This window comes from Bacillota bacterium (genome assembly GCA_030705925.1).
In the GTDB taxonomy this organism is placed as follows: domain Bacteria; phylum Bacillota; class Clostridia; order Oscillospirales; family Feifaniaceae; genus JAUZPM01.
In genome coordinates this window covers 14579-41391 of record JAUZPM010000012.1, presented here as the reverse complement: position 1 = coordinate 41391, position 26813 = coordinate 14579, and the positions used below count along the sequence as shown (strand labels likewise).

Sequence of the window (26813 nt, the reverse complement as noted above, 5' to 3'; positions counted from 1 at the left end):
GGGCGTGCTTGACCTTGTGACTACTGCACTTTATACAGCAAAAAAACTCGGTAAGAACACATACTTTGAATTTAAACAGGATAACCTGGCTGAAATAGATAGGAAAGCACATGTTCTTGATGTTTTAAAGAAAACAATTAAAAACAACAGTTTTGAACTGCACTATCAGCCATATTTTAACATTCAGACGGGCGAGCTTGTCGCTTTCGAGGCTCTGTGCCGGGTCGTAGACGGGAACGACTATATCGCCCCTGAAGAATTCATAAAAATTGCGGAAGACAACAATGTCATTTGGGAAGTTGATAAGAGCGCGATGGCAGGCGCGTGCAAGATGCTTGCGGTTTTTCAGGATATGGGTATCAGAACAGGCATATCTGTAAACGTTTCACCGATTTCGTTCATGAATCAGGAGTTTATACCTGAAATTGAAAAACTGCTTAAACGATATAAGATATTTACAAATTCTTTGATGGTAGAACTAACTGAAACTGCTTTCATTGAATCGTTTTCCAGGGCAAAGGATGTTATCACTGCACTAAGCGAGCTTGGAATAAGACTTATGCTTGACGATTTCGGAAAGGGCTATTCAAACCTGCTTGCGGTGATGAAATTGAATGTAGATACCCTTAAATTTGATAAATCGCTTATTGACGAGATAGAGGATATACGAAGCAACATTATAGTCAAAAAAATGATTGAGATTGCAGATACATTCAATATGAAGGTCATAGCCGAAGGTATTGAAACTCGTATGCAATTTGAAGAATTAAAACGCATGAATTGTACGATGGGTCAGGGCTTCCTATTCGGCAAGCCGATGGCATATGAGGAAGTGTTTCCTTTTATAAGATCGCACGGCAATATTCTTGATTTGGCTGAATAAAAATTATAATATACAATAGTGTAGTGTTGATAACTTAAACCCAGTTGTCAAAACTGCACTTTTTTTATTTATTGCTTAATGATCTTCACATTGAAAACTTTGTGATAAATAAATTATTTAAATATTTATGTAGCATTTTCCTTACCTCAGGGGTGTTTGTAGTGAAGGGAGGATTTGAATGTTGAAATCACAATCATTACTTAAGGATGATTGCGCAGATAATGTTATAAAGTTTTATGCCGATATGGTTTACCGTCTTGCTTTCGCTCGCACAGGAACGAAAAGTGATGCCGACGAAGTATTCCAGGAAGTTTTCATGCGGTATATTAAAAAGCAGCCAGTATTTGAAAATGAAGAGCATCGCAAAGCGTGGCTTATCAGGGTTACGATAAACTGTTCTATTAAGTTATGGAATTCTGCATGGAAAAGAAAAACCGAACCTTTGACAGAAACCATTCCTTTTGAAACAAAAGACGACATAAACCTTAATAATGAATTGCGGCAATTGCCGAAAAAATACCGTGAGGTTATACACCTGTTTTACTATGAAGATATGTCGCTTGCTGAAATCAGTCAAGCATTAAACCGAAAAAATTCTGCGGTGAGAACACAGCTCACCCGTGCGAGAGCATTGCTTAAAAATATGTTAAAGGAGGATTTCGATGTTTAAAGAAAAATATAAACATATGATTGATCAAGTTCATCCGGGCGATGAATTGTTGTGCGGCGTTTTGAAATCAGCACATATTAGCAGCAAAAGAAAGATTTCATTCTTTTATAGACCGGTGGCGGCCGTCATAGCAGTTTGCATATGCATGTCTCTGACTGTCCCGGCGCTTGCGGCAAAGGTAGAACCGATCTATAAACTTATTTATACGGTTTCGCCTGGAATAGCCCAGCTTTTTGCGCCAGTACAGAAATCTGATGAGGACAATGGTATTAAAATGGAAGTGTTATCTGCTTATATCCACGGAAATGTAGCCGAAATTTATATAACAATGCAGGATTTATCAAAGGACCGCATTGACGATACTACGGATTTATTCGACAGCTACTCCATAAACCGCCCGTTTGACAGTTCAGCTTCATGTCAGTTTGTTAATTACGATGAAAAAACAAAAACCGCGACCTTTTTGATTTCAATTACTGAATGGAAAAACAAAAAGATAGCGGGCGATAAAATCACTTTTTCCGTAAAAAAGTTTTTAAGTCATAAGAAGAATTACAGTGATGTCAGGATTCCGATAGATCTTTCGTCGGTTACAGCTGCAGAAGACACCAAAAATGTAAACGCAATGGGAGGCGGAGGAAAAGATTATGAAAGGTATACGAATAAAGGCAAAGCAACTGTTCTTAAACCGTCAGAAGCAATTTACGGATCGCCTGTGGATGATATTGGCGTGACTGACATAGGCTATATTGGGGGTATGCTTCATATACAAATGGGACTTGGCGATCGCTTGAAAAAAGACAATCATGGTTCTTTCTATTTGAAGGATGTCAATGGCAATACTGTAAACTGTAATTGTAATATATACTTTGCGAACAAATATGAAGAGCAGGGCAGAATCGACTACTGTGAATATGTGTTCGATATTCCGCGAGAAGAGATCAAAAACTATACACTTTATGGGGATTTCAATACTTCAGATATGTTAACGTGGGGGAACTGGAGAGTTACATTCCCTCTTGAGCAAGCCGAATAATATTATTACACACAAGCAAACGCCTCATTCCCAAAAAGTTTATTGGGAATGAGGCGTTTTTTGGCGTTAAGCTTGCTTTTTATGGTGTCTCTTTTGCTTTTGTAGGTTTGCCTATTTTATATTTTCTTTTTCAGATACTTATTTTTTGTGGCTATACCACCACGTATGTGCCGTTCATTTTTGTTCACGTTAAGGACCTTTTGAACCTGCGTATACAATGCGCGGTTTATGTAAAACAGCCTGTCGGTGACGTCCTTGTGGACGGTGCTTTTGGAAACGTCAAAAACCTGCGCCGCCTGCCTCACCGTCGCGCCGTGCTCAACGATATAAAGGCCAAGCTCCACTGCCCGTCTGTCAAGCGATAACTTCAAACAAACCCCCTCCTCTTTACGTGTCTTACCACAATATATGCGGGGAGGGGGTTATAATATTCTGTGTGTTAAGATTATTTTGTCTGCATCATTTTATTTACCGCGCTGACGACAGCTTTGATGGAAGATTTGCTTATGCTGCCCGAAACGCCGGCACCGTAAAAAGAAGAACCGTCAGCACCCGAGATATGCATATAGGTAATAGCTCTGGATTTTGAGCCGTATTCGAGAGAATGTTCGCTGTAGTTTGTGACCTCAAATGTAATGCCGAACTCGTTCATCAGCGCTTTGCAGAATGCGCTCAGAATACCGTTGCCGCAGCCGCTGATGTTTTTCTTTTCACCGTTTACGGTTATAACTGCATTGACTGTACTGTCGTCGCCCTCGGTTTCACCCTCAGCGTAGCTTTCAAAGCCTATCGGGTTTGAAAGATTGATATATTCATTTTCAAACAGATGATATATCTCTTCCGGAAGCAGCTCTTTGTTCTGACTGTCGGAAACGCGGGTGACGATTGAACTAAAATGCTGCTGCATGATTTTAGGCACATGGAGACCGTAGCTGTGTTCGAGAATATATGCAACTCCGCCCTTGCCGGACTGGCTGTTTATTCTGATGATCGGGTCGTAATTCCTGCCAACGTCCACAGGATCGATCGGAAGATAGGGGACTTCCCATCGGTCGGGATGCTCTTTCATTTTGTTCATGCCCTTGTTTATCGCATCCTGATGCGAGCCGGAAAAAGCGGTGAAAACAAGCGAACCTGCATACGGATGGCGTGGGTGAACGCTCATATTGGTAGATTTTTCGTATATTTCGACAGCGTTGTCAATGTGGGAGAAGTCAAGGCACGGGTCGATTCCCTGAGTGTACATATTCATTGCGATATTCATGATGTCGGCATTTCCTGTGCGCTCGCCGTTTCCAAAAAGCGTGCCCTCGACACGATCAGCGCCGGCGAGAATGCCGAGCTCAGATGCCGCAACCGCACAGCCGCGGTCGTTATGAGCATGGAGCGAGATCAGAACGTTCTCACGGTTTTTGATATTGCGGCACATATATTCGATCATATCCGCATAGATGTTTGGTGTTCCCATTTCAACGGTTGAGGGCAGGTTGATTATGACTTTTTTATCTGCCGTCGGCTTCCAGACGTCTATGACTGCGTTGCATATTTCGGCTGCATAGTCCGGCTCAGTGCCGGTGAAACTTTCGGGGGAGTATTCAAAAACGAACCGCTCGCTGCCGTATTCTTCTGCAAGCTCACGAATAAGTTTTGCTCCGGATACCGCAAGGGCTGTGATTTCGGGTTTATCCTTGCAAAATACGACATCACGCTGAAGTGTAGAGGTTGAGTTGTAAAGATGGACGATCGCATGTTTTACGCCGTTTAATGCCTCAAAGGTTTTGCGGATGATATGCTCACGCGACTGCGTCAATACCTGTATGGTGACATCGTCGGGGATCAGGTTTTGTTCGATAAGAGTACGGGTAAAAATATATTCAGTGTCAGAAGCGGCGGGAAAGCCGACTTCAATTTCTTTAAAACCCATTTTGACAAGAAATTTGAAAAAATCAACCTTTTGTTCAAGATTCATAGGAACCTCAAGCGCCTGATTGCCGTCACGGAGATCGACGCTGCACCAAATGGGCGCCTTTTCGATCTGCTTATCAGGCCACGTGCGGTCGGCAAGTCTGATGGGCATATACTGTGTGTATCTTGTGTAGTTTTTCATACGTATTACCTCCGTTTTCAATATGTAAATATAATTAATTGCAATAAAAAAACGCCCTTCGCCTCATAAGAGACGAAAGACGTAACTTCCGCGGTACCACTCTTGTTTGTTCCAAAAGGAACACACTTTAAGGTACGGGTCATAAAAACCGATACCCAGCCGAAATAACGGACGGCATCCGACTGCGCCTACTTTGTTCAGTGAGCCACTCCGAGGTGAGTTCAGCGCTCGCTTAGACACTGTTTCACACCAACCAACAGCTCTCTTAAGTCTGCAATGAATGCCTACTATTCCTCTTCAAAGTGTTTAAATATTTGATTAGTATTCTAACTTTAACATAACTTAACATCATTGTCAATCTTTTTTTAACATGAAATTTCGACGACACGCAGGTCTTTTGAAAGCGCATAGGCTATGGTGTTCTGAGTTCCGCCGGACGTGCCATTGTAAACTGCAATGAGCACGGATGAGTTATCAACCATATAACGGTTTCGCATCTGCATGACGCCGGGCATATAAACGGGGCTTATTACCGTCTTTTTGTCGCATCGCTCAAGTATGCTTTGATATTCTGTACGCATATGTTTTGACCATTTGTCTGCCTGAGAGGGGCAGGGAATGGCGGCTTCGAGCGTTATCTGCGGATATTCACGGCGAAGCGTCAGCACCTCGGCTGCCGCCCACATGTCGACACCAAGCGCCATACCTGTTATAAAATGAGTTATGCCGTTCAAAATTTCATATTCTATTGCACTATGTATTCGATCACGTATCTCATAGCATAACGGGCTGTCAAAGTCGTACCCGAATTTGAATTTGTCGGGACGGTGTCCCGTGAAAGCACAGGCTGTTTCTCGGCTCATATTTTAAGAAGTCCTCTTATCATAGCATAAATCATTGGAATGAAAGCCGCCGGAAGCATGTTCGCAACGTTAATTTTTTTGATTCCGAGCATATTGATACCGATACAGAATATCAGAGCTGAGCCTACCATCGAGGTCTGGGACATGAGCGCATCTGTTGCAAACTGCTTGAAAAACACGGCACATACCGTAATAGCGCCCTGATAAAGAAATACAGCTACGGCTGAGAGCATAACTCCAGCGCCATATGCAGAGGCGAGGATGAAGGACATTATGCCGTCTAGCACGGATTTTGCATAGAGGGTCGTTGGATCTCCGGCAAGCCCGTCCTGTATCGAGCCCACGATTGCCATTGCCCCGACGCAGAAGATGATGGTGGCGTTTACGAATCCGTATGAAAAATTGGTTCCGCTTCCCCGTGAGAGCCTTGCTCCGAGAGCGTTTCCTACTCTTTCGAACAAAATGTCAAGTTTTAAAAGCTCGCCGATCACTGTTCCTATCACAAGTGATAAAATAAGAAGCAGTATGCCGCCGGATGAGATCACCCCGGATGCTTGCGCGTGAAAGCTGGCGGAAAGCGTTCCGGAAATGCCGATGAAGGCGACAGCTATCCCCATTGCGTCTATAAGCGAGGTCTTCATTTTTTCCGGAAGACCCTTTTTGACCGTAAGCCCCAAAAGCGAGCATGCTATTATAGCCCCCGCGTTTACAATTGTACCTATTCCGTGCATTTGTTCCCCGTTTCCTCGCAAATATATAATGTATGCGGTATTATTTTTGAGTATTCTGGCCAAACTGCTTTAAAAGCTGCTGTTTTATGTCCCAGAGCTTTTCGGACAGGTCGACATAAAAGCGGTGTGGATTGTCAAAACGCAGCACTTCATCCCACAGCTTGTCTATTTCGGAAAGACAGTAATTCCTGATCTCCTCAATATTTGGCTGTTTGTAAACAAGCTTTCCCTTTTCAAATATCTGTTTGTGAAGGGGGACAGCGTAAAAGTCCATTAAGGTCTTACGCTTCCATGTATAGTCCGGGTCGAATATTTCAAGCGGCTTAGTATCGTCGACAACCTCGTCGTAAACACAGATAAGGTCGGCAATTGCCTTGTTGGTGTCCCGTTCAAAGAGGCGGTAGGGCTTTTTATAATGCGGATTTGTGATCTTGGTCACATTTTCGCTGATCTTAATTTTGGGGATGATTTCACCCTTGTCATTTTCGACTGCGGCAAGCTTGTACACTCCGCCGAAAACCGGATCGCTTTTTGATGTGACAAGGCGCTCGCCTACGCCGAACGCGTCGATATATGCGCCCTGTTCCAGCGTGTCGCGGATGATGTATTCGTCAAGCGAGTTGGAGGCAAAAATAAGACAATCATTGAATCCTGCCTCGTCCAGCATTTTGCGGGCACGGCGTGAAAGATATGTTATATCACCTGAGTCTATCCTGATGCCCTTAGGACGAAGCCCCAGTGGCAGGATGACTTCGTTGAATGCTTTAATTGCGTTTGGAATGCCGCTCTTTAAGACGTTATAGGTGTCGACAAGCAGTATCGTATTTGAGGGGTAAAGTCTTGCGTAAGCCTTGAACGCCTCAAGCTCGCTGTCAAACATCTGAACCCAAGAGTGCGCCATCGTGCCGGAAGCGGGCACTCCGTAAAGACGATCGGTTATTGTGCACGCCGTGCCGCTGCATCCAGCGATATAAGCCGCGCGTGCACCAAGAATTGCGGCGCTAGGCCCCTGTGACCGGCGTGAGCCGAATTCGCTGACAGCTCTGCCTTTTGCGGCGCGAACAATACGACTTGCCTTTGTTGCGATAAGGCTTTGATGGTTAAGGGTCAAAAGCAGGAAGGTTTCGACAAGCTGAGCCTGTATGGCAGGACCACGTACTGTAAGTATCGGCTCACCCGGAAAAATAGGCGTGCCCTCAGGCACTGCATAAACGTCACATTCGAAATTGAAGTTTTTGAGGTAATTTAAGAAATCTTCACTGAAGGTATTCTTGCTTTTAAGGTATTCGATATCTTCGTCATCGAATTTGAGGTTTTCAAGGTAATCGATGACCTGTTCAAGCCCGCAGGCGATTGCAAAGCCGCCGCCGTCTGGGATGTCCCTGAAGAATACGTCAAAGTATACGATCTTATTGCCTATGTTGCTCTGAAAATAGCCATTTCCCATTGTAAGCTCATAAAAATCGCACAGCATTGTGTAATTCTGTGTTGTGTTGTTGTTCATTTCCCTATCAGTCCTTTACTTTAACCAGTACGCGTTTGCCGTTGTTGTCTTCCGTAATTTTTGCAGTAAGTCTGCCGTTATTATAGAATGAAACGGTTCCGTCAGACTGGATTTTTTTCTCAAGCCGTATCAGTTTGAAGTCATCTGTAAGTATATATGAGAGGTTATACTCTCCAAATTTATCATATGGTTCATATATTGGCGCATTGGGAGCGATTGGCGTAATGAACGGCACATCAGGCTTATTCGCCGCTGCCTGAACTGCGCCTGTCAGCGCCCAGTCGCTTTCGGTCACTCCGTGTATATGTTCATGGTAAGAATAATTCTGTTCTTTAAGGTAAGAAGGGCGGACGTTAAGTATTACGGCATTCTGATCCTCGCCGTACTTTTTAAGCTCGCCAGTTATAGCGTTAACTACTTTGTTGTCGTTTGAGAATGTGTCTTTGTAATCAGAAACCTCGCTGACTCCGGCAACTGTAAATATGAAACAGAGGGCTGTGCAAACACATGCAGTGAAAATGCCGCCATGCTTTTTGAAAAGCGGGGAGACGAGTGAAACCAAAGCCGAAGCAGTTATAGCAAGACCGGGAAAGCTCATAACCGCGCCCCGCAGAGATACCCAAGGCTCTGCGGCGATAAAGAAAACGAGAAGCGGCAGCGCGGCAATAAAAATTCCGCACAAAAGTGCAACAGAATGGATACGAGTGTGATTTTTTTGATGACCAGATCGTACTGACATTATATATACAATTATGCAGAGCGAGATAAGACCAAGCAAAAATAGTGTGTTCGGCTTTTTAATTAGAATGTCCATTCCGCGTTTAAAGCCGGTGGTGTATAAAGCGACAGGCGCGCTTATAAAAACCGATCTAAGCTGATCCAGCAGCCGTGGGAACAGATCTTCGAAATAATACCTGTTTACGGGAAAAGCATAAGTGAGTTTTCCATCGTACAGGCTGCTGTTTTTGAAAAACATCGTAAAACCGAAATATATCCCGGCGTTCAAAACAGTTGCTAACACGCCGGTTATTAGTGTTTTGAGCTTTTTGGAAGAATAGAGCGAGAGAACAAAGAACAAAACCGCAGTAAGCGGCATAGTCTGCTCGTAAAAGCCGAACGAGATCAGCTGAAACAGCATGACAAGTAGTATGTTTTTAGTTGTTATTCTCTCAGAGTATCTATCAAAGTAAAATGCCGACAGCGCGGCGAAAAACAGACCACCCACCACCCTAGACGAAGCAGATACCCAGTAAGTGCCTTCGATATTGAGCGGGAACAGGCAGTAGAACACTAAAAATACAATTGTCAGGTGCAGTTTTTTATAAAAAATATGATAAAAAATAAGTCCGCTTATCGCATACAATACGGACAGGATTGTGACAGCTATAATAAGTTTTCCCCAAAAATGAGACCATAAAAGATAATCAAGACTTCCGGAAATAGGACGTGCGGCAAAAAGCCCCAATTTATGTGCAAGCTCGAAAAAAGAACTGTTGAAAGAGGCGTAATTGTGGTATTGGATATAATCGTCAAGCTGTGGATAATATGTAAATCCGAAATAGACATAACGGAGCACGACCATCGAAAAAGAGAGCAGAAACAGTGGTATGTAAGGATTTTTTATGTTCTTTCTGGTCATATGTCAGATCCACCTTTTGCGGGAAATCTTCGCTCGACTGAGCGGCGAACTGACGCGGCATCGCGCAGGATACGATAGGAATCACGTACCACATGAACGCTTGAAGTACCGTGGTTAAGTATTACAGCCGCGATCTCCTCGATCTTATAGCCCATCCTTTCGGCTATCATTAGGACTTCAAAATCAAATGCGTAACCCTTGACGGTCACTTCACTGAATATCTTTTTTGCAGCTTCAGCAGAAAATAGTTTGAAACCGCACTGTGAGTCATCAAAACCTAAACCAAGAACGCGGCGGAGCATAAAAGAAAAAGTTAGTGAAGCAGCCCGGCGTATTGGCGTGTATTTTTTTAGGGATTCCGGGTGGATATGTCTGTTGCCGATGACGATATCCGCTTTTGATTTATAATAGAGTTCTAAGGCATCAGACAGCATGCCAAGCCCATAAGCAAGGTCGGCGTCGGTATAGGCTATTAAATCGCCTTTGGCGGCAAGAACGCCTGTTTTAACGGCTTGCCCCTTGCCCTGATTCTTGTTATAGGACAAAACCGTTGTGTTGAATCCTGAATATTTCTGTGCAACCGAAAGGCTTTGATCGGTGCTTCCGTCGTTTACTATGATTATTTCAAGGCCGCCTTTTACCTCGCGGCTCTTTTCTATGCATTTTTCTATAGTATCCGCGATACGTTTTTCCTCGTTATACATCGGGATAACAAGAGAGAGCATGACGTCACTTCCTTTACTTAAGCCAGAATGGGTGTCTGAAAATTAGAGAAAATAAGATAAGTAGTACAGGCTGATGCAGAAGATATACCCAAATCGAATGCTTGCCAAAAAAGCTTACCACCGGGACGGGTTTGGACGAATAAAACCAGCGGGGCATCTCGCCACGCACAAATATTCGTCCTGCGGAAGCACCTGCAAAAAACAGAAAGACGTAAGGGAAGAGCGGGAAATAATCCGCGGCTGTAAACGTTATTGTAGTTAACCCGAAGATAAAAAGATAAGGACTATCAACAAAAGGAGCATTTCTGTATATATAATAACTCAAAAAGAACAGGCTTGTCCACACAAAAAAGGAATATTTACCAGTGATGTTAATCCGAAGTTTCTCAAGAAGCGCGAAAATAATTATTGATGTACCGATCATCTGCAAAATACCGAAATAAATCGGTTCGTACGGATCTGCGATAAGAGATGCAGCCGTTACAACGAGACCAGCAGCAAGACAATATATCCCTCTCCTGAAATTGCTGTGTGAAAAAAATGACGTTGAGCCTGAAATAAAGATGAAAAGACCTGAAAATATGAATTGCAGGACAAAAAAGAAAAGTGTATTTAAAATAGGGAAGTTAAATCCATAGAATGCGATAAGATCATACATGCCGTGGTGAACCATCATTAAAATAAGGGCTGTGCCTCGGGCAATATCCAGAAGTTCTATGCGTTTAACTCCGCTTTTCATGCGGCCTCCTTTAGACGTTGAATCTGAACAGTACTACATCTCCGTCCTCAATAATATAATCTTTGCCTTCGCTTCGATAAAGACCTTTTTCCTTAGCAGCTGCGATTGAGCCGCATTCGATAAGATCTTTATAAGCTACGATCTCGGCACGGATAAATCCACGCTCAAAATCTGAGTGTATCTTTCCTGCGGCCTGCGGCGCTTTCATTCCTTTTTCCACAGTCCACGCGCGCACTTCTTTTTCACCAGCTGTTAGATAGCTTATAAGCCCCAGCAGAGAATAGCAGACACGCACCATACGATCAAGACCCGACTGTTTTAAGTTTAAGTCGGCGAGAAAAAGCGCCTTATCCTCATCGCCAAGTTCACTTATCTCCTCTTCTATCTGAGCGCAGATGGGAAGCACCTCAGCTCCCTCTTTTTCAGCCTGCGCTTTTAGCGCGAGATAATGCTTGTTATTATCTATGTTGTTTCTGAAGTCCTCTTCACTCATATTAGCGGCATATACCACTGGTTTTGATGTCAGAAGAGATACCTGATTCATTATATCCTTTTCTTCTTTGGTATATTCAACGCTGCGCGCCGGAAGGGAATTCATCAGCGCGGCGTGAACGCGTTCATATAACTCGAGCTCTATTTCAAGCTTTTTGTCACCTTTCAGCGCTTTTTTCGTGCGGTCGATCCTGCGCTCAAGCATTTCGATATCGGCAAAGATAAGCTCAAGATTTATTGTTTCCATATCGCGTAGCGGGTCGATGCTTCCGTCAACGTGCGTTATATTGCCGTCCTCAAAACAGCGGACGACATGAACGATCGCGTCAACCTCTCGGATATGGGACAAAAACTTGTTTCCAAGACCCTCGCCCCTGGAAGCGCCCTTAACAAGCCCCGCAATATCGACAAACTCGATTATAGCCGGAGTGACTTTGGCGGGATTGTACATTTTTGAAAGGACATCAAGCCTTTCATCCGGAACTGTAACGACACCGACATTCGGCTCTATTGTACAGAAAGGATAATTAGCAGATTCCGCTCCTGCATTTGTTATTGCGTTAAAAAGTGTGCTCTTACCGACGTTTGGGAGGCCGACTATTCCAAGTTTCATACATATCTCCTTATGTTTTACAAAAATTTATATTTTGTTAACGATTTCGAAAAAATAATATATAATAATTGAAATAGAAAAACCGTTAACCCTCGATATCTTTTAAAATTATAAAACAATTTAAATGTCAGGGCAACAGTTTTTAAGATAAATAAAGGGGGCGAAATTAAATGGAGAGTTATAAAATCCTTGTTTGCGATGATGATAAGAATATATGCGAACTTTTGCGTATCTATCTCGTAAAAGAAGGGTACTCTGTTATTATAGCCAATGATGGACAGGAAGCTGTGGATCTGTTCAAGCAGAATAAAATTGATCTTGTGCTGCTTGACATAATGATGCCAAAGCTTGACGGATGGCAGGTGTGCAAGGAAATAAGGAAAACTTCTCAGGTTCCTATTATTATGATATCAGCAAAGGGTGACACATTCGACAAAGTGCTCGGACTTGAGCTTGGTGCCGACGATTATATCTCGAAACCTTTTGATACAAAGGAAGCTGTTGCACGAATCAAAGCTGTTATGCGCCGCACTAACAATGAAAAGAAGGAAAATGAGATAAAAGAGGTGATATATGAAAATCTTGATATCAACCTTACGAATTATGAGCTGAAGGTCGCGGGGAAAACAATCGACACGCCGCCAAAGGAAATGGAGCTTTTGTATCATCTCGCCAGCAACCCTAACAAGGTTTACACCCGTAACCAGCTGTTAGACGAGGTTTGGGGATTTGATTATTTCGGGGATTCACGGACTGTCGACGTTCATATTAAGAGGCTTCGTGAAAAACTTGAGGGAGTCTCTAAAAAATGGGAACTTAAAACTGTTTGGGGCGTCGGCTATAAATTTGAGGTGCTCGAGTAAAAATGTTTAAACGCTTGTTTACCAAATATGTTGTAACATCTATGGTAATAATCCTTGCAAGTTATCTTTTCTTAGGGTGTTTATTGTTGGTGTTCACACAGCGCTATGTAATAGCTGAAAAACAAAACACAATGACTTCAAATCTACAGATCACAAGCGGTCTGGCACAGGCATTATATACTGACCAGATTACTAAAAACATGCAGCCTCTTTACTATTCCTCGATCGACCTTTTGGCAAAGGCTTCAGATGCCGTTATCACAATAGTTGACGCAACGGGCACTGCTGTTTATTCGACAGATGTCAATATCCTGCGTTACAATGCCCATATAGGACAGGGCATAATGGATAAGATAACAAACTCAGAGCAATATCGCGAAGTCGGAACGCTTGACTCTTTATATAATTCAAGAAGATTTTCGATGGGCGTGCCAATTCAGAATTTACAGGGGCAAAGCGTGGGCGCAATATTTATTTCGACATCCGCCGGCGGATATTCGGAACTTATTACAGCGCTTATGAAAATCTTTTTCGTGGCGTCGCTTGTAGCACTGATGCTTACATTTTTACTCATGTTTATGCTTACAAGACAGCTTGTGAAGCCCCTTAACGAGATGAGCAGAGCTGCAAAAAGCTATGCAAAAGGAAACTTTGACACTCGAATTTCCGTGACCGGTAACGATGAAATATCAGAGCTTGCCGGCGCGTTCAACCATATGGCAGACTCGCTTGCCCATCTGGAGGGTATGCGCAAAAGCTTCCTGCAAAATGTTTCTCATGATTTAAGAACGCCTATGACAAGTATTTCTGGATTTATCGATGGGATGATTGACGGAACGATACCGCAGGAACAGTATGGCTATTACCTCACTATCGTTTCGGATGAAACAAAACGACTAGCCCGGCTTACCAGAACTTTGCTTGATGTCTCAGAACTTGAATCGGACAACGAAAAGTTCAACTTGGAAGATTACGATATATGTGAAAGTATAAGACGGGTTCTTATTAACTTTGAAAACCGCGTCGTTTCTAAGGATATGAAGCTTAAAATCAATATGCCTGAAGAAGAAGTGCGGGTTTACGCGGATATAGATGCCACTCACAGGGTAATATATAATCTAATTGATAATGCTGTGAAATTTTCATACCAGAGCGGTATGCTTACCATTTCGATTGATAAAACCGATAAACTTGCGCGCATTTCCGTACGCAATACAGGGATTGGCATAAGTGCGGCGGATCTGCCGTTTGTGTTTGACCGATTTTTCAAATCAGATAAATCGCGTGGGCTGGATTCAAAGGGTATCGGACTTGGACTTTACATTACAAAGACGATAATAGAAAAGCAGGGAGGAACAATTACGGTCAATTCAACTGAGAATGAATACTGCGAATTTGTTTTTACACTTCCGCTTTCTGCTCAAAATGAAAAAGGAGGAAATTAATATGTATAACGAGTTTGATAATAACGAAAAAGAAAACGAAGCTGACCGTCCCGACGAAAACAAAGTGATGGACACGGGGGACTACACAGTTACGGACGGCACAGGCAATAATCCTTCAGAGGAAAAAACAGGTGGCGCCAAAACGCCTGAATCGGTTGAGAGTCCTGCTCAGAATGTTGATGCTAACGTCGACAATGCGAGCAGAGTGACTAACAATGGCGAACCGATAAACGGCATCAACATGAATTACAATACCCCCGTAAGCAACAGCCTGAACTACGGTGGGGCACCATTTAACGCAGCTGACAATGCGGTGGAAGGTGAAAAACAGAATAATGAAAACGTAAACGGAGTAAATCAGAACAGCAATTACAATTATAGTTCAGTAAATGGCGGCACTAATAATGCTCAAACCGGCGGGAACGGGGAAACGCCGAACGACTTTCAGGGTATGCCAAGATATACCTATTCATATAATCCCGCAAATTCATATAACCAGGCAAATATTCCACCTAAAAAGAAGAAAAGCGGTCTTGCAATATTTTCTATTGCAATAGGTATATTTATCGCATTATGCCTGCTTGCTGTCAGCGTTACAGCAATAATTGCTTCGGTAAGAGGCAACAAACTGCCAACAGCTAAGACACCGGGGACGGCTGCAAGCGATTCAAACAAGAATGCAAAAAATTCAAACGGTCCTTCGCTTAGTATCAACGAGAATGCTCCGACAGGTACCTCCTCAAGCGGAAGCAGTTTGAACAGCGTTGACATTGCTAAAAAAGTTCGTCCATCGGTTGTTGGAGTTCTTTGCACCAGCACTGACCAGGGAGTGGGAACACAAAGCTCAGGTTCAGGCATCGTTATGACTGCAGAAGGATATATAATAACTAACGCGCATGTTATTGAAAATGCACAGAATATAAAAGTAGTTGATTTTAACAAAAAGGAATATCCAGCTCAAATTATCGGACAGGATACTCAGACAGACCTTGCGGTTATCAAAGTCGACGCGAAAGACCTAAAGCCAGCTGAATTTGGAGATTCTGATAAGATAGAAGTAGGACAGGCAGCAATGGCAATCGGTAATCCTATGGGAATGGAACTATTCAGCTCTGTGACTGAGGGCGTTATTTCCGGTGATAAAAGAGAAATTTCTTTAAATGGGCGAGTGGTTGAACTTATTCAGACAGATGCATCTATCAATCCTGGAAACAGCGGCGGACCTCTGGTTAATCCGGCAGGTCAGGTTATAGGAATAAACACCGTTAAAATAACACAGTCGTCTTATGAGGGCCTTGGATTCGCAATCCCGATTAATTTTGCAAAACCGGTAGTTGATGAACTTATCAAAAACGGTTATATTACAGGCAGACCTCTTATTGGCATCAGCGGTCAGACCGTTGATGAGTCGATGCAATACTTCAACATGCCTCTCGGAGTCTACGTAATGCAGGTTGATCCGACATCTGATGCATATACAAAAGGTATCAGAAACGGTGATATTATTACCGCTATAAACGGAAAAGAGATTAAATCTATTGAAGAACTCAATACCGAAAAGGATAAATTAAAAGCTGGCGATAAGGTTACGCTTAAAGTATATAGAGCAGGAAAAAGCTATAACGTTGATATTTTGTTAAGCGAAGCTAAGCCGACGAAAGCACAATAGAACATAGTAACATAGCTAAACACAAAGAATAAGGGACAATATAATGTCCCTTATTTTTTTTCCATATTGGGATGATTCTGGACAATTTTTTAATACGTTTATTAATATTGCATAAAACGTTACTTGCCATTTTTACACAATAATTTGGCATATAATTAGCGATATAAATAGATTAATTGGGCATAGTGCACAATATAATTAAAAAAATATTAATAAACTCTTGATTTTAGTGCGAATTTATATTATCATTATGACAAATCGATACAAAAACTTTTGTACAAGTTTTATGGTAAATTTTCATTTTACATAGTTATAACAATTTGTTGACCTTATTTGACATATGAATATATAATTGAATTTAACCGCAAAGAGATTTCTGAGTTTTGTGAGTAGTTCGCCATCTATGACGTCTATTAGGGAATCTCTTTTTTGGCGTAATACGCATTTTTTATGCAAATGGAAGGAAGAATCAAATGGATCTGCAAGCACTATTAACCGATTTAAAGGGATGTCCCTGTGGAAGGGAACACACCGTATCGCTAAAGAAAGTGGAGATCTACAGCGGAGCTGTACATAACATGGGCAATATGCTAAGAGAACTCGGTTTTCCTGACAGACTTCACGTTGTGGCTGATGAGAATACTCTCTCCGCATCTAACGGGCTGATCCCTTCACTTGAAAAAGCCGGATTCAAAATCTCTATGACGCTTTATGATGATATGCATAATGCTACGAGTGAAGCGCAGGAGCAGATTATGGTAGAATCTGCTGACGCCGGGGCTATCCTTGCGGTAGGAACAGGATCGATCAATGACATGAGCCGTCTGACCGCGTTCAAGAAGGGCATTGATTATGCCATATTCGCTACCGCTCCATCAATGGATGGGTTTGCATCAACTGTTTCAGCAATCACTGAAAACGGATTTAAAAACACGCATCCGGGCAAATCGCCAGTAGGCATATTTGCAGACTGTGATATTTTGGGAAGATCGCCTATCAGACTTAAGGCTGCCGGTTTTGCCGATATTATGGGGAAATATACCTCTCTTGCAGACTGGAAGATCGCAAACCTAGTAACAGGCGAATATTACTGTAATGCAATTGCTGATCTTACTGTCAAAGCCGTAAATAAATGCAAAGATCTCGCCGACAAGGTTTCAACAAATGAGCCTGAGGCGGCGGGATCACTGATGGAAGCACTGGTTATTTCAGGAGTTGCTATGCAGCTTGCCGGAAATTCCAGACCCGCATCTGCCGCGGAACACCATATCTCTCATTTCTGGGAGATGATGTTCTTACGTGACGGAATCAAAGAGGAGCTTCACGGCAAAAAGGTCGGAATAGCCGAAGGAATCGTTGCCGACTACTACCACAGGATCGCGCAGCTTGAAACGATCGTTACAGCATCAAAGCCGTTTCAGGTCGCTGATATAAAAAAAGCTTTCGGTGACGCGCTTGCAGCTGGTATTATACATGAAAACACCCCTGATCCGCTTGATGAGGTCGACACTGAGAGACTAAAAGCAGTGTGGCCTGAAGTGAGAAAGATACTTCTCGATCTGCCGTCATCGAATGAAATCAAGGCTATTCTTAAGTCAGCTCATGCGGCGACAGAGCCATTTGAGGCCCATGTCGAAGACGATCTTGTTGAGAAAGGTATAGTTTACGGCAGATATGTAAGACGCAGGCTTACGGTGCTGCGTATGTCTGATCTTATTGCTAATTTTTCATATAAATATAACGGATAAGGAAGTTAACCATGACAAACGATTTAAATAAATTTTCAACTCTTAGATTTTTTATGCTTGATATGGATGGAACCATCTATCTCGGAGACGAGTTGCTTCCCGGAGCAATGGAGTTTTTAAATCAGGTTAAAAAGCAAGGGAAAAAATACATATTTTTGACAAATAACTCATCGAGAAACAAGAAAACTTATGTTGAAAAACTTAACCGTCTTGGGATAAAGGCTACAACGGAGGATGTTTTCACTTCAGGCGATGCAACTATTATTTATTTAAAAAGGCAAAAGAAAAATCCCTCTGTTTATCTGCTTGGAACGCCTGACCTTGAAGAGTCATTTGAAAAAGAGGGTATTAAACTTGTTAAAGGCAGAGGCGGCAAGCCGGATTTCGTAGTTCTTGGTTTTGACCAGACACTCACTTATGAAAAGATTTGGGTTGCCTGTGATTATTTAAGGGAAGGGGTTCCCTTCGTTGCAACTCATCCGGATTTCAACTGTCCGCTGCCCGGTGATAAATTCATGCCGGACACCGGCGCAATGATAGAAATGTTCAAAGCCGCAACAGGTGTTGCTCCGCTTGTGATAGGAAAGCCGACAAAGGGGATGGTCGACAGTGTTATTGACAAGTACGGAGTAAAAAGAGAAGAGATCGCAATGGTAGGAGACAGATTATACACCGATATTGCAATCGGGGCCAATGCCGGGATTTCTTCGATTCTTGTTTTATCCGGAGAAACTTCAGAAAAAGAATACAATGAGCAGAACAAGTTTAAAGCCAGCTTTGTATTCGGCGGGGTAGGGGATATGGTGCCTATCCTGTAAGTATTTAGAGTGAGAGAATAATTTTATAAATATTTTGAGGTAAGGAGGGTTTTTAATGACAACAGCAGTACGCGGGCGTGGGAAAATGATAATCGGTCCGAGCGGAAAGCCGATTCCTCGCAAAAAACCGAAGCCGCTTCACAAAGTTCTCGAGCCGTATCTTTTCCTTTTGCCTGTATTTGTTTTTATAATCATGTTTTCATACTACCCGTTTGTAAAAACAATTGCGTATTCGTTAAGCCGAGTTGACGTCAGGGGAAACATCAGAGAATTTATCGGTTTTGAAAACTATTTAAATGTCTTTAAAAGTAAGGACTTCATAAACGCTTTAATCGTTACATTGAAGTATGCGGCAATGGAGCTGCCATTTGCGGTGGTTGTTCCGCTTTGTCTTGCTTTGCTTGCAAACAGAAAGAGGCTTTTTTCCAGCGTTTATGAGACTATGTATGCAATGCCTATGGCTGTGTCAATGTCTGCCGCTGCGCTGATATTTAAACAGCTGTATAATCCGAAAGTAGGTCTTGTGAATTACTGGCTGAACATGCTTGGTATTATGTCAAATAAAACAGATATCAACTGGCTTGCAAACAAGACATATGCATTGCCTTCTCTTGTATTCCTTGCCGTATGGGCGGGGGTCGGTTTCCATTATATGCTGCTGCTTGCTGCCGTAAGGGGCGTTCCGAATGATCTTCTCGAAAATGCTGATCTTGCAGGTGCAAACGCTTTTCAGAAGGTCTGGCATGTGACGCTTCCTATAATATCTCCAACGCTGTTCTTTGTATTCTGCACCTGCACTATCGGTTCACTTATGGTTTCGTCTCCGATGCTTATTCTTACAAGCGGCGGACCTAACAAGACCACAACTTCGCTTATTTATTATATCTATTCTTCAGGTTTCCAGAGCTCAAACTATGCTCTCGGCGCAACGGTGAGCATACTTGCGTTCTTACTCACCTTTATTTTCGTTTTCTTCAACTTCGCATATGAAAAGAAAGGGGTGTTTTACGGATGAGTTCTGAAAAACTTAGGAAAAAAGCAAATTACTATGCCGAAGCAAAGCAAAAGGGTTTTCGTTCGTACATCTCTTCTTTAATCAATCTCGCAATCGGATGCATAATCGTATTCCCAATTTTTTATGCATTTATGGGCGGCTTTAAAAACGACGCTGTCTTTGACCAGTATCCGCCGACCATACTTCCACAGTCATTCGCCTACCTTGAAAACTTCAATACAGTTTTGTTCCATTCATACATTCCGCGTTTTATGCTCAACTCACTTATCATTGCCGGCATTGGAACACTCATACGTCTGATAATCGGAACGATGGCCGCGTTTTCATTCTCGTTTTTTGATTATGCAGGCAAGAAATTTTTATTTTTTGCAGTGCTTGGAACTATGATGATACCTGGTGATGCGCTTCTTATTTCAAATTATCTTACTGTTACACATATGCATCTGCGTAATACCTATATGGGAATAATGATCGTATATTTTGTTTCCGCGACACATATTTTCATGTTCCGCCAAAACTTCATGACGATCAGCGGTTCGCTGCGTGAAGCTTCAATGATCGACGGGTGCGGAAGCTTCAGGTTTTACACGCAGATATGCGTTCCAGTATCCAAACCGGTTATCACCTCACTCGGTATTTCTTCATTTGTTGGTTTATGGAACGCTTATCTATGGCCTCTGCTTGTCACAGATAAGCCGATGATGAGAACGGTTCAGGTCGGAATAACTATGCTGTCATTCCCTGAAAATCCGAGCAAGGCGCCTGTTTTCGCGGGTATTGCTATAATTCTAATACCGTCAATATTCATATTCCTGTTCTTCCAGAGGAATCTTGTTCGCGGTATCACGGCGGGATCTGTTACAGGCTGATTATGTTAACAATAATGAGCATAATAAAAATTAAATCTTTGAATGGAGGCTGTTGGTTATGAAAAAAATCATTTCACTTGTTCTTGCAACCGCGCTGATAGTAACACTGTTTACCGCATGCGGAAGCAAGGATGAAGGCGCGACCACTACAACCGGCGGGGTTACCACAGTTACTATGTGGACAGCTTTGTCCGGAGCAACACTTGATGTTTTAAACAGCATTGCCGCAGATTTCAACAATACTGTCGGAAAAGAGAAGAACATCAATGTTCAGGTTATAGCTCAGGGCAGCTATACAGACACTTCAACAAAAATGAAGGCTGCGCTTCAGGCTGGAATTAAAAGCGACTATCCTGATATCATCCATTTGAATTCAAACGGTGCGTTTGATATTAAGCAATCGCCAGACGTTGTATGGGCTGATGACATGATAGCAAAAGATAAGAGCATCGATATGAGCAAACTCAATAAAAATGCTCTTCAGGCAGTTACTTACAAGGGCAAACTGCTTGGTCTTCCGCTTTCAAACTCATCTATCGTTCTATACTATAACAAGGATATGTTCAAAGAGGCAGGACTTGATCCAGAAAAACCACCTGTTACTATAGCGGATTTGGCTGATTATGCAAAAAAGCTTATGAAAAAAGACGGAGCGAAGATCACACGCTATGGTATTTCCACACAGCCGGGCATCTATCAGTTATCCTCTTGGATACCTATGCAGAAGACAAAGACTTTCCAGACTGAAAAAGAAGACGGCCGTGCCGGACTTCCTACAAAAGTCATATTTGACACTGAAGGGACAATGAAGACCTTCTTGACAGAATGGAAAAAGGTCATCGACACCGGTGCCCTTGACTGTATGGATACAAGCCCACGCACAAGCTTTGAGGCAAAGGGCACTGCAATGTATACAGAATCTATGGTTCAGCTTAGAACTCTTGAGAAGAATCAGGTCACTAACGCATCTGATCCTTCAAAGAAGATCGACATAGGTATCGCGAAATTTCCACGCGTAAATGCAGAGAGCAACCCCGGAACAGCTATCGGCGGCTCTGCAATATTCCTTCTTAACCGCGGAAACGAAAAGACTCTTGATGCCGCTTGGGAGTTCGAAAAATACCTGACCACTCCTGATGTTTGCGCTAACTGGTTCATTAAGACGGGATATTATCCCCTTAACAATGATGCTTATAATAATCAGGCACTTAAAGATTTCCTTTCTTCTGATCCTAAATCACAGATTCCTCTGAATATTTTGAGTGATTCTAAGGGCTATGAATATATGCAGGAGCCTTGGGTTCCGTCCTATGATGATTTTAAAGCAGCTGAAATAGATAATATCGTAAGCCTTTCTGAGGGCAAACAGGATATAGACACAACAATTAAAAATATAACCGAAAAGTGCAATACCTTACTTTCGGATTACGCAAAATCAAATCCTGAGAAATAATCAGATTAGAGCCGGATGGAATCTTTCTGTCCGGCTCTGCTTTTGAAAATTTTTGAGTGAGAGGGTCATAAAAAATGCGTTTATCAACATCAACCAATCTTTTCGGAATGAAAAGATTTAGCGAAGAATATACACCGTATATCGAATGCTTGCACCGCTGCCACAAAGCCGGTTTCAGAGTCATGGACGCTAATTTCTGCCCGGTTCTCGAAATCTATAATGTTTTGAATGAGGAAAACTGGAAAGATTATATCCTGCGCCTGCGTGAGGAGAGCGACAGCCTTGGAATGGAGTTTACCCAATCGCACCTGCCCATCTATTGCTTTTATCCTAACGGAAGAGAAATAGTTACAATGGAGCAGTTTATGACGCTGACAGAGCGTTCGATAATTGCAAGCAGTATACTGGGTGTAAAATGGGCGATCTTGCATGCTATTACCGATGTAGTCAATAATCAGCACGATAATGCACAGAGCAAAAAGACGAATCATGAATTTTATTCATCTGTTATTGAATTTGCAAAGAAGCATAATGTGGGCATTGCCATAGAGAACATGGCTGAATTTTCACCTCAAAAAATGAAGCGCAGATATACCGCGACAACGGAAGAACTGATAGATCTTGTGGATTCGTTTAACGATAAAGACGTTCAGATATGCTGGGATTTCGGTCACGGCAACCTTATGTATAACGACCAGTGCGCTTCACTGCTGAGTATAGGAAAACGCCTGAAAGCTACACATGTTGATGACAACAGGGCAAATCACGACGCTCACTTGCCGCCCTTTTTCGGAACAGTAAACTGGGAAAAGATCATGCCGGTTTTAAAACAGATTGGTTATGAGGGAGACTTTACATATGAGATCCACGGGCTTAACGACAGGATGCCTGACGTATTGAAGGATGAAGCCGCTAAGTTTTCTTATGATATCGGCATGTATTGTCTGTCGCTTGCCGATAAATAATTTAGTGGGATGAATTGTTAATACTGGAATTTGCGAATATGGGTTGACACATTTTAAAATTGTGTATATAATAATAGTGAACTTAATATATGGCGAGAGAATTAGAGCCGTAGCAAAAATCATCACGTTTGTGCTGCTTTTTGTCACGGCTCTTTTTGCATTTGTTTATAGACTTTAGAGAAAATAATAATGGAAATGCTCAAACCAGACAATACAGGGTTAATGCTATTTTAAGTAATCCTGTGAAACTTCAATAATGACGCAACTAGATGCGACAGAAAAATTATTAGGAGGTTTTGTATGGTATATGATGTTGCAATCATAGGTGCAGGGGTAGTCGGCGCTTTGACTGCAAGAGCACTGTCAAGGTACAACGTATCTATCTGCTTGATCGAGAAGGAAGACGACGTTGCGATGGGCACTACAGCTGCAAATTCTGCAATTGTCCATGCCGGGTTCGACGCTGAACCTCACACGCTGAAAGCGATACTCAATCGCGAGGGCAGCATGATGATGGAACAGGTTGCAAAAGAGCTTGACGTAGAATATAAAAACAACGGGGCGCTTGTTCTGTGTCTTGAGGAAGAGCTTTACCCAAAGCTCAAGGCGCTGTATGAAAGAGGAATAGAAAACGGCATCGAACGGTTATCAATAATATCAGGTTTGGAAGCAAGAGCCTTAGAACCAAATCTTTCAAAAGAAGTGTATGCTGCGCTTTATGCAAAAACTTCTGCTATAGTAGGTCCTTATGAGCTTGCGATTGCGGCAAGCGAAAATGCGGCGGACAACGGCACTACGGTCATGCTTGGAACAGCTGTTGAAGCTATCGATTATTCAAAGGGTATATTCAGTATATCAACTGAAAAAGGAACTATTGAGTGCAGATATATTGTAAATGCCGCAGGAGTATATGCTGACAGCATAGCGTCAATGATCGGTGATAATTCGTTTCATATCCGTGCCAGACGGGGCGAATACATGCTCATGGACAAATCGGCAGGAACACTTGTAAAACACACGATCTTCCAGCTTCCGAACGCTCTCAGCAAGGGCATTCTTGTAACACCCACTGTTGAACACAACCTTCTGGTGGGACCTACCGCTGAGGATGTTGACGATAAAGAAAGCAAGGCGACGACTTCTGAGGGGATAGGACATGTCCTGGAACAGACAAAGCGTATTTTGCCTGATCTGAATTTTCGGGATGTGATCACATCCTTTGCCGGGCTTCGGGCAACTCTGGTTCCAAAAGGGGATTTCATAATCGAGGCTTCACATGTCCATTCACATTTCATAAATGTTGCGGGAATAGAATCGCCAGGTCTTTCCGCGGCACCTGCAATTGCTGAATATGCCGTTAAAATCCTGAGGGCACAGGGACTTAAACTGTCTAAAAATTCCGAGTTCAATCCTATTCGCCGTCCTGTCAAACGGTTTGTTAACATGAACGAGGCAAAGCTTAAAGCAGCATGTGCTGAAAATCCGCTTTATGCAAAAATAATATGCCGCTGTGAGAAGGTCAGCGAGGCGGAAATCGTTGATGTGATTCACAGAAATGTGGGAGCAAGAACGCTGGACGGCGTTAAAAGGCGCACTAGAGCAGGCATGGGACGCTGTCAGGGCGGTTTCTGCGGACCTTCGGTCGTCGACATACTTGCACGTGAACTGGGTGTAACGCAGGATAAGATCACAAAAAAAGGTAAAGATTCGTGGATTCTCACGGGTCGATCCAAATAGGGGGGATAGTTGTGGAAAAAACTGATTTACTGGTTCTGGGCGGCGGACCGGCAGGGCTTGCAGCCGCGATTTCCGCATATGACAGCGGTATCCGCAGCATGATCGTTATAGACCGTGAAACAGATGCCGGCGGCATACTGAAACAGTGTATTCATAACGGATTCGGTCTTCATGTGTTTAACGAAGAACTGTCCGGCCCCGAATACGCCTGGCGTTTTATTGAAAAGGCGAGAGAAAGAAAAATAGATATACGCACAGACACTATGGCAATAGACATGACTTCAGACAAGAAAGTCACTGTTGTAAATCCCGAAAAGGGGCAGTATAAAATCCAGGCGAAAGCTATTGTTCTTGCAATGGGATGCCGAGAAAGAACACGCGGCGCGCTCAATATACCCGGTGAAAGACCTTCAGGCATATTCACAGCGGGAGCGGCTCAAAAATTCGTAAATATAGAAGGATATATGCCCGGCAAAACAGTCGTAATCCTTGGGTCGGGGGACATAGGGCTTATCATGGCACGCCGTATGACGCTGGAGGGCGCAAAGGTAAAAATGGTTTGCGAGGTAATGCCTTATTCAGGCGGGCTTAAACGGAATATCGTTCAGTGCCTCGATGATTTTGACATACCGCTTAAGCTTTCCACAACAGTTGTGGAGGTTCACGGCAAAGATAGGCTGACCGGCGTTACGATCGCAAAAGTTGATGGAAAAAGAAATGTGATTAGGGGTAGCGAAGAATACGTTGAATGTGATACACTACTATTGTCAGTGGGTCTGATTCCTGAAAATGAGCTTGCCAAGTCTGCCGGTATCACGCTTGACGCTGTAACCGGAGGCGCTGTGGTGAACGAGTTTCTTGAGACCTCTGTTCCCGGGGTTTTTGCCGCGGGAAATATCCTTCATGTGCATGACCTTGTAGATAATGTCACAGCTGAGGCAGCAACAGCAGGCGCTAACGCTGCAGCATTCATTGATGGCATCAAGCTTCAGTCTAAACAGGTGATCCATACAAAGGCTGGCGGACGTGTTCGCTATATTGTTCCCCAACGCCTTGAACTTCCACTTCCTGAAGGCGACAAGAAACAGCGTTTTTACTTTAGGGTCGACAATATTTACCGTAATGTACGGGTAGTTATCGAATCAGGTGATAATACGCTTTATCTTGCCAAAAAGCCGGTTGTCGCGCCAGGTGAAATGGAACATGTGGATCTTCCGTATGATAAACTGCGCAAACTGAACAATGACATTACATTCAGGGTAGAAGCTGTGGAGGGCTGAATATGAGAGAGATCAGAAAACTGCCGTGCATCATATGCCCGGTCGGCTGTGAGATCACAGTTGTTCTTGAAGACGGTAAAGTTGAGAGTATTACCGGCAACAGCTGTCGCCGCGGTGAAAAGTATGCGGGAAGCGAAGTGCTGACTCCGGTCAGAACGCTTACCACTACTGTAAAAGTGCTAACGGACGGAGGAGCAAGGGTAATTCCGGTGAGAACGGAACAGCCCATTCCTAAGGCGATTCTATTTGACGCCATGAGAGAGATAAATAAAATTACATTGAAAGCGCCTGTTAGAGTGGGAGAGGTCGTTTTAAAGGACATTTTAGGGACCGGAGTCAATGTAATTGCCACATCAAATTTAACATTGGGGGATTAAAAAAATGGAAAAGAAGAGAATCAGAGATAGTTTCGGTCAAAATCCCATAATTGCCGCTGTACGCAATGAGGAACATTTAGATGCCGCGCTTTTGTCGCCTGTATCCAATATATTTGTGCTGAATGCTGATATATTGAATGTTGGAAGACTTATCAACAAGATAAAAAACAGCGGAAAAAACGCGATTTTGCATATTGACCTGCTTGAGGGGCTGGGACGTGACAATAAAGCTGTTGACTTTATTATTAATAATATACAGCCTGACGGCATAATAACGACAAGAACTGCCCAGATCAAACATTTAAGTGATAAAACGTTTGTTATTCAACGCATTTTTATGATAGACAACCAATCCTTTGAAACCGGCATCCGTACTGCGGACAGCCTTAAACCAGATATGATTGAGCTCATGCCCGGAATCATACCGCGTGTTATAAGCGAATTCGCAAAACATACATCGGTTCCGATCATTGCAGGCGGCATGGTTTCAACTAAAGATGATGTTATCTCTGCACTCAATGCCGGAGCTGTTGCAGTTTCAACCGGCAGAAGCGAGCTGTGGACGGTATAAT

General features: G+C 42.9%; 25 protein-coding genes and 1 other annotated feature. Of the genes, 16 read left to right on the top strand and 9 right to left on the bottom strand.

Annotated features, from left to right (window positions below):
- The 3 genes from Q8865_03350 to Q8865_03340 all read left to right on the top strand — a co-directional run.
- Window positions 1-883 (top strand): EAL domain-containing protein (locus Q8865_03350; GenBank protein MDP4152467.1); only part of this gene is annotated, 883 nt, incomplete at its 5' end.
- A gap of 178 nt (window positions 884-1061) precedes the next feature.
- A complete protein-coding gene (locus Q8865_03345; protein MDP4152466.1) occupies window positions 1062-1553 on the top strand; it encodes a sigma-70 family RNA polymerase sigma factor in 492 nt (163 codons plus the stop codon).
- On the top strand, window positions 1546-2589 hold the full coding sequence (locus Q8865_03340; GenBank protein ID MDP4152465.1) for a DUF4179 domain-containing protein: 1044 nt from the start codon (window positions 1546-1548) through the stop codon (window positions 2587-2589). The genes Q8865_03345 and Q8865_03340 overlap by 8 nt, the downstream gene beginning before the upstream one ends.
- A 116-nt stretch (window positions 2590-2705) precedes the next feature.
- On the opposite strand, the gene Q8865_03335 is transcribed toward Q8865_03340, so the two are convergent.
- The 9 genes from Q8865_03335 to ychF all read right to left on the bottom strand — a co-directional run bounded on the left by Q8865_03335 (window position 2706) and on the right by ychF (window position 12002).
- Window positions 2706-2960: a sporulation transcriptional regulator SpoIIID gene (locus tag Q8865_03335; GenBank protein MDP4152464.1), complete on the bottom strand. Its 255-nt coding sequence runs from the start codon at window positions 2958-2960 to the stop codon at window positions 2706-2708.
- Window positions 2961-3034: 74 nt separating this feature from the next.
- Window positions 3035-4696, bottom strand: coding sequence for a 2-isopropylmalate synthase (gene leuA / locus Q8865_03330; protein MDP4152463.1), 1662 nt, complete (start codon window positions 4694-4696; stop codon window positions 3035-3037).
- A 65-nt stretch (window positions 4697-4761) separates the two neighbouring features.
- Window positions 4762-5006 (bottom strand) — a binding site (T-box leader).
- A gap of 55 nt (window positions 5007-5061) precedes the next feature.
- Window positions 5062-5559, bottom strand: a complete 498-nt coding sequence (locus Q8865_03325) for an SLOG family protein (protein MDP4152462.1) — start codon at window positions 5557-5559, stop codon at window positions 5062-5064.
- Window positions 5556-6290: a DUF554 domain-containing protein gene (locus Q8865_03320; GenBank protein MDP4152461.1), complete on the bottom strand. Its 735-nt coding sequence runs from the start codon at window positions 6288-6290 to the stop codon at window positions 5556-5558. Before Q8865_03320 ends, Q8865_03325 begins: the two co-directional genes overlap by 4 nt.
- A 40-nt stretch (window positions 6291-6330) precedes the next feature.
- Entirely contained in the window at window positions 6331-7794 is a 1464-nt protein-coding gene (locus tag Q8865_03315; protein MDP4152460.1) for a nicotinate phosphoribosyltransferase, read from the bottom strand.
- 7 nt (window positions 7795-7801) lie between these two features.
- Window positions 7802-9433 (bottom strand): glucosyltransferase domain-containing protein, encoded by a 1632-nt coding sequence (locus Q8865_03310; protein ID MDP4152459.1) that lies wholly within the window; start codon window positions 9431-9433, stop codon window positions 7802-7804.
- Window positions 9430-10158 (bottom strand): glycosyltransferase family 2 protein, encoded by a 729-nt coding sequence (locus tag Q8865_03305; GenBank protein MDP4152458.1) that lies wholly within the window; start codon window positions 10156-10158, stop codon window positions 9430-9432. The genes Q8865_03310 and Q8865_03305 overlap by 4 nt, the downstream gene beginning before the upstream one ends.
- A gap of 13 nt (window positions 10159-10171) precedes the next feature.
- The gene (locus Q8865_03300; protein ID MDP4152457.1) at window positions 10172-10897 is read right to left on the bottom strand and encodes a heparan-alpha-glucosaminide N-acetyltransferase; all 726 of its coding nucleotides are present in this window, start codon (window positions 10895-10897) and stop codon (window positions 10172-10174) included.
- 10 nt (window positions 10898-10907) lie between these two features.
- Window positions 10908-12002, bottom strand: a complete 1095-nt coding sequence (ychF, locus tag Q8865_03295; GenBank protein MDP4152456.1) for a redox-regulated ATPase YchF — start codon at window positions 12000-12002, stop codon at window positions 10908-10910.
- 170 nt (window positions 12003-12172) lie between these two features.
- On the opposite strand from ychF, the gene Q8865_03290 reads away from it, so the two are divergent.
- From Q8865_03290 to Q8865_03230, 13 genes are all read left to right on the top strand, one after another.
- Window positions 12173-12865: a response regulator transcription factor gene (locus tag Q8865_03290; GenBank protein ID MDP4152455.1), complete on the top strand. Its 693-nt coding sequence runs from the start codon at window positions 12173-12175 to the stop codon at window positions 12863-12865.
- A gap of 2 nt (window positions 12866-12867) precedes the next feature.
- A complete protein-coding gene (locus Q8865_03285; protein MDP4152454.1) occupies window positions 12868-14310 on the top strand; it encodes an ATP-binding protein in 1443 nt (480 codons plus the stop codon).
- 1 nt (window position 14311) lies between these two features.
- Entirely contained in the window at window positions 14312-15979 is a 1668-nt protein-coding gene (locus Q8865_03280) for a trypsin-like peptidase domain-containing protein (GenBank protein MDP4152453.1), read from the top strand.
- A gap of 473 nt (window positions 15980-16452) precedes the next feature.
- Complete coding sequence (locus Q8865_03275; GenBank protein MDP4152452.1) at window positions 16453-17727, top strand: sn-glycerol-1-phosphate dehydrogenase; 1275 nt, start codon at window positions 16453-16455, stop codon at window positions 17725-17727.
- Between the two features lie 11 nt (window positions 17728-17738).
- Window positions 17739-18545 carry an HAD-IIA family hydrolase gene (locus Q8865_03270; protein ID MDP4152451.1) on the top strand — a complete coding sequence of 269 codons (807 nt, stop codon included), beginning with the start codon at window positions 17739-17741 and terminating at the stop codon, window positions 18543-18545.
- A 55-nt stretch (window positions 18546-18600) separates the two neighbouring features.
- A complete protein-coding gene (locus Q8865_03265; GenBank protein MDP4152450.1) occupies window positions 18601-19560 on the top strand; it encodes a sugar ABC transporter permease in 960 nt (319 codons plus the stop codon).
- Window positions 19557-20429, top strand: a complete 873-nt coding sequence (locus Q8865_03260) for a carbohydrate ABC transporter permease (GenBank protein MDP4152449.1) — start codon at window positions 19557-19559, stop codon at window positions 20427-20429. Before Q8865_03265 ends, Q8865_03260 begins: the two co-directional genes overlap by 4 nt.
- 58 nt (window positions 20430-20487) lie before the next feature.
- The gene (locus Q8865_03255; protein ID MDP4152448.1) at window positions 20488-21882 is read left to right on the top strand and encodes an ABC transporter substrate-binding protein; all 1395 of its coding nucleotides are present in this window, start codon (window positions 20488-20490) and stop codon (window positions 21880-21882) included.
- A gap of 74 nt (window positions 21883-21956) precedes the next feature.
- Window positions 21957-22847 carry a sugar phosphate isomerase/epimerase gene (locus Q8865_03250; protein MDP4152447.1) on the top strand — a complete coding sequence of 297 codons (891 nt, stop codon included), beginning with the start codon at window positions 21957-21959 and terminating at the stop codon, window positions 22845-22847.
- Window positions 22848-23147: 300 nt separating this feature from the next.
- A complete protein-coding gene (locus tag Q8865_03245) occupies window positions 23148-24584 on the top strand; it encodes an NAD(P)/FAD-dependent oxidoreductase (GenBank protein MDP4152446.1) in 1437 nt (478 codons plus the stop codon).
- 11 nt (window positions 24585-24595) lie between these two features.
- Window positions 24596-25864 carry an FAD-dependent oxidoreductase gene (locus tag Q8865_03240; GenBank protein MDP4152445.1) on the top strand — a complete coding sequence of 423 codons (1269 nt, stop codon included), beginning with the start codon at window positions 24596-24598 and terminating at the stop codon, window positions 25862-25864.
- A gap of 2 nt (window positions 25865-25866) precedes the next feature.
- Entirely contained in the window at window positions 25867-26241 is a 375-nt protein-coding gene (locus tag Q8865_03235) for a DUF1667 domain-containing protein (protein ID MDP4152444.1), read from the top strand.
- 4 nt (window positions 26242-26245) lie between these two features.
- Window positions 26246-26812 (top strand): glycerol-3-phosphate responsive antiterminator, encoded by a 567-nt coding sequence (locus tag Q8865_03230; protein MDP4152443.1) that lies wholly within the window; start codon window positions 26246-26248, stop codon window positions 26810-26812.
- Window position 26813 lies beyond the last annotated feature (1 nt).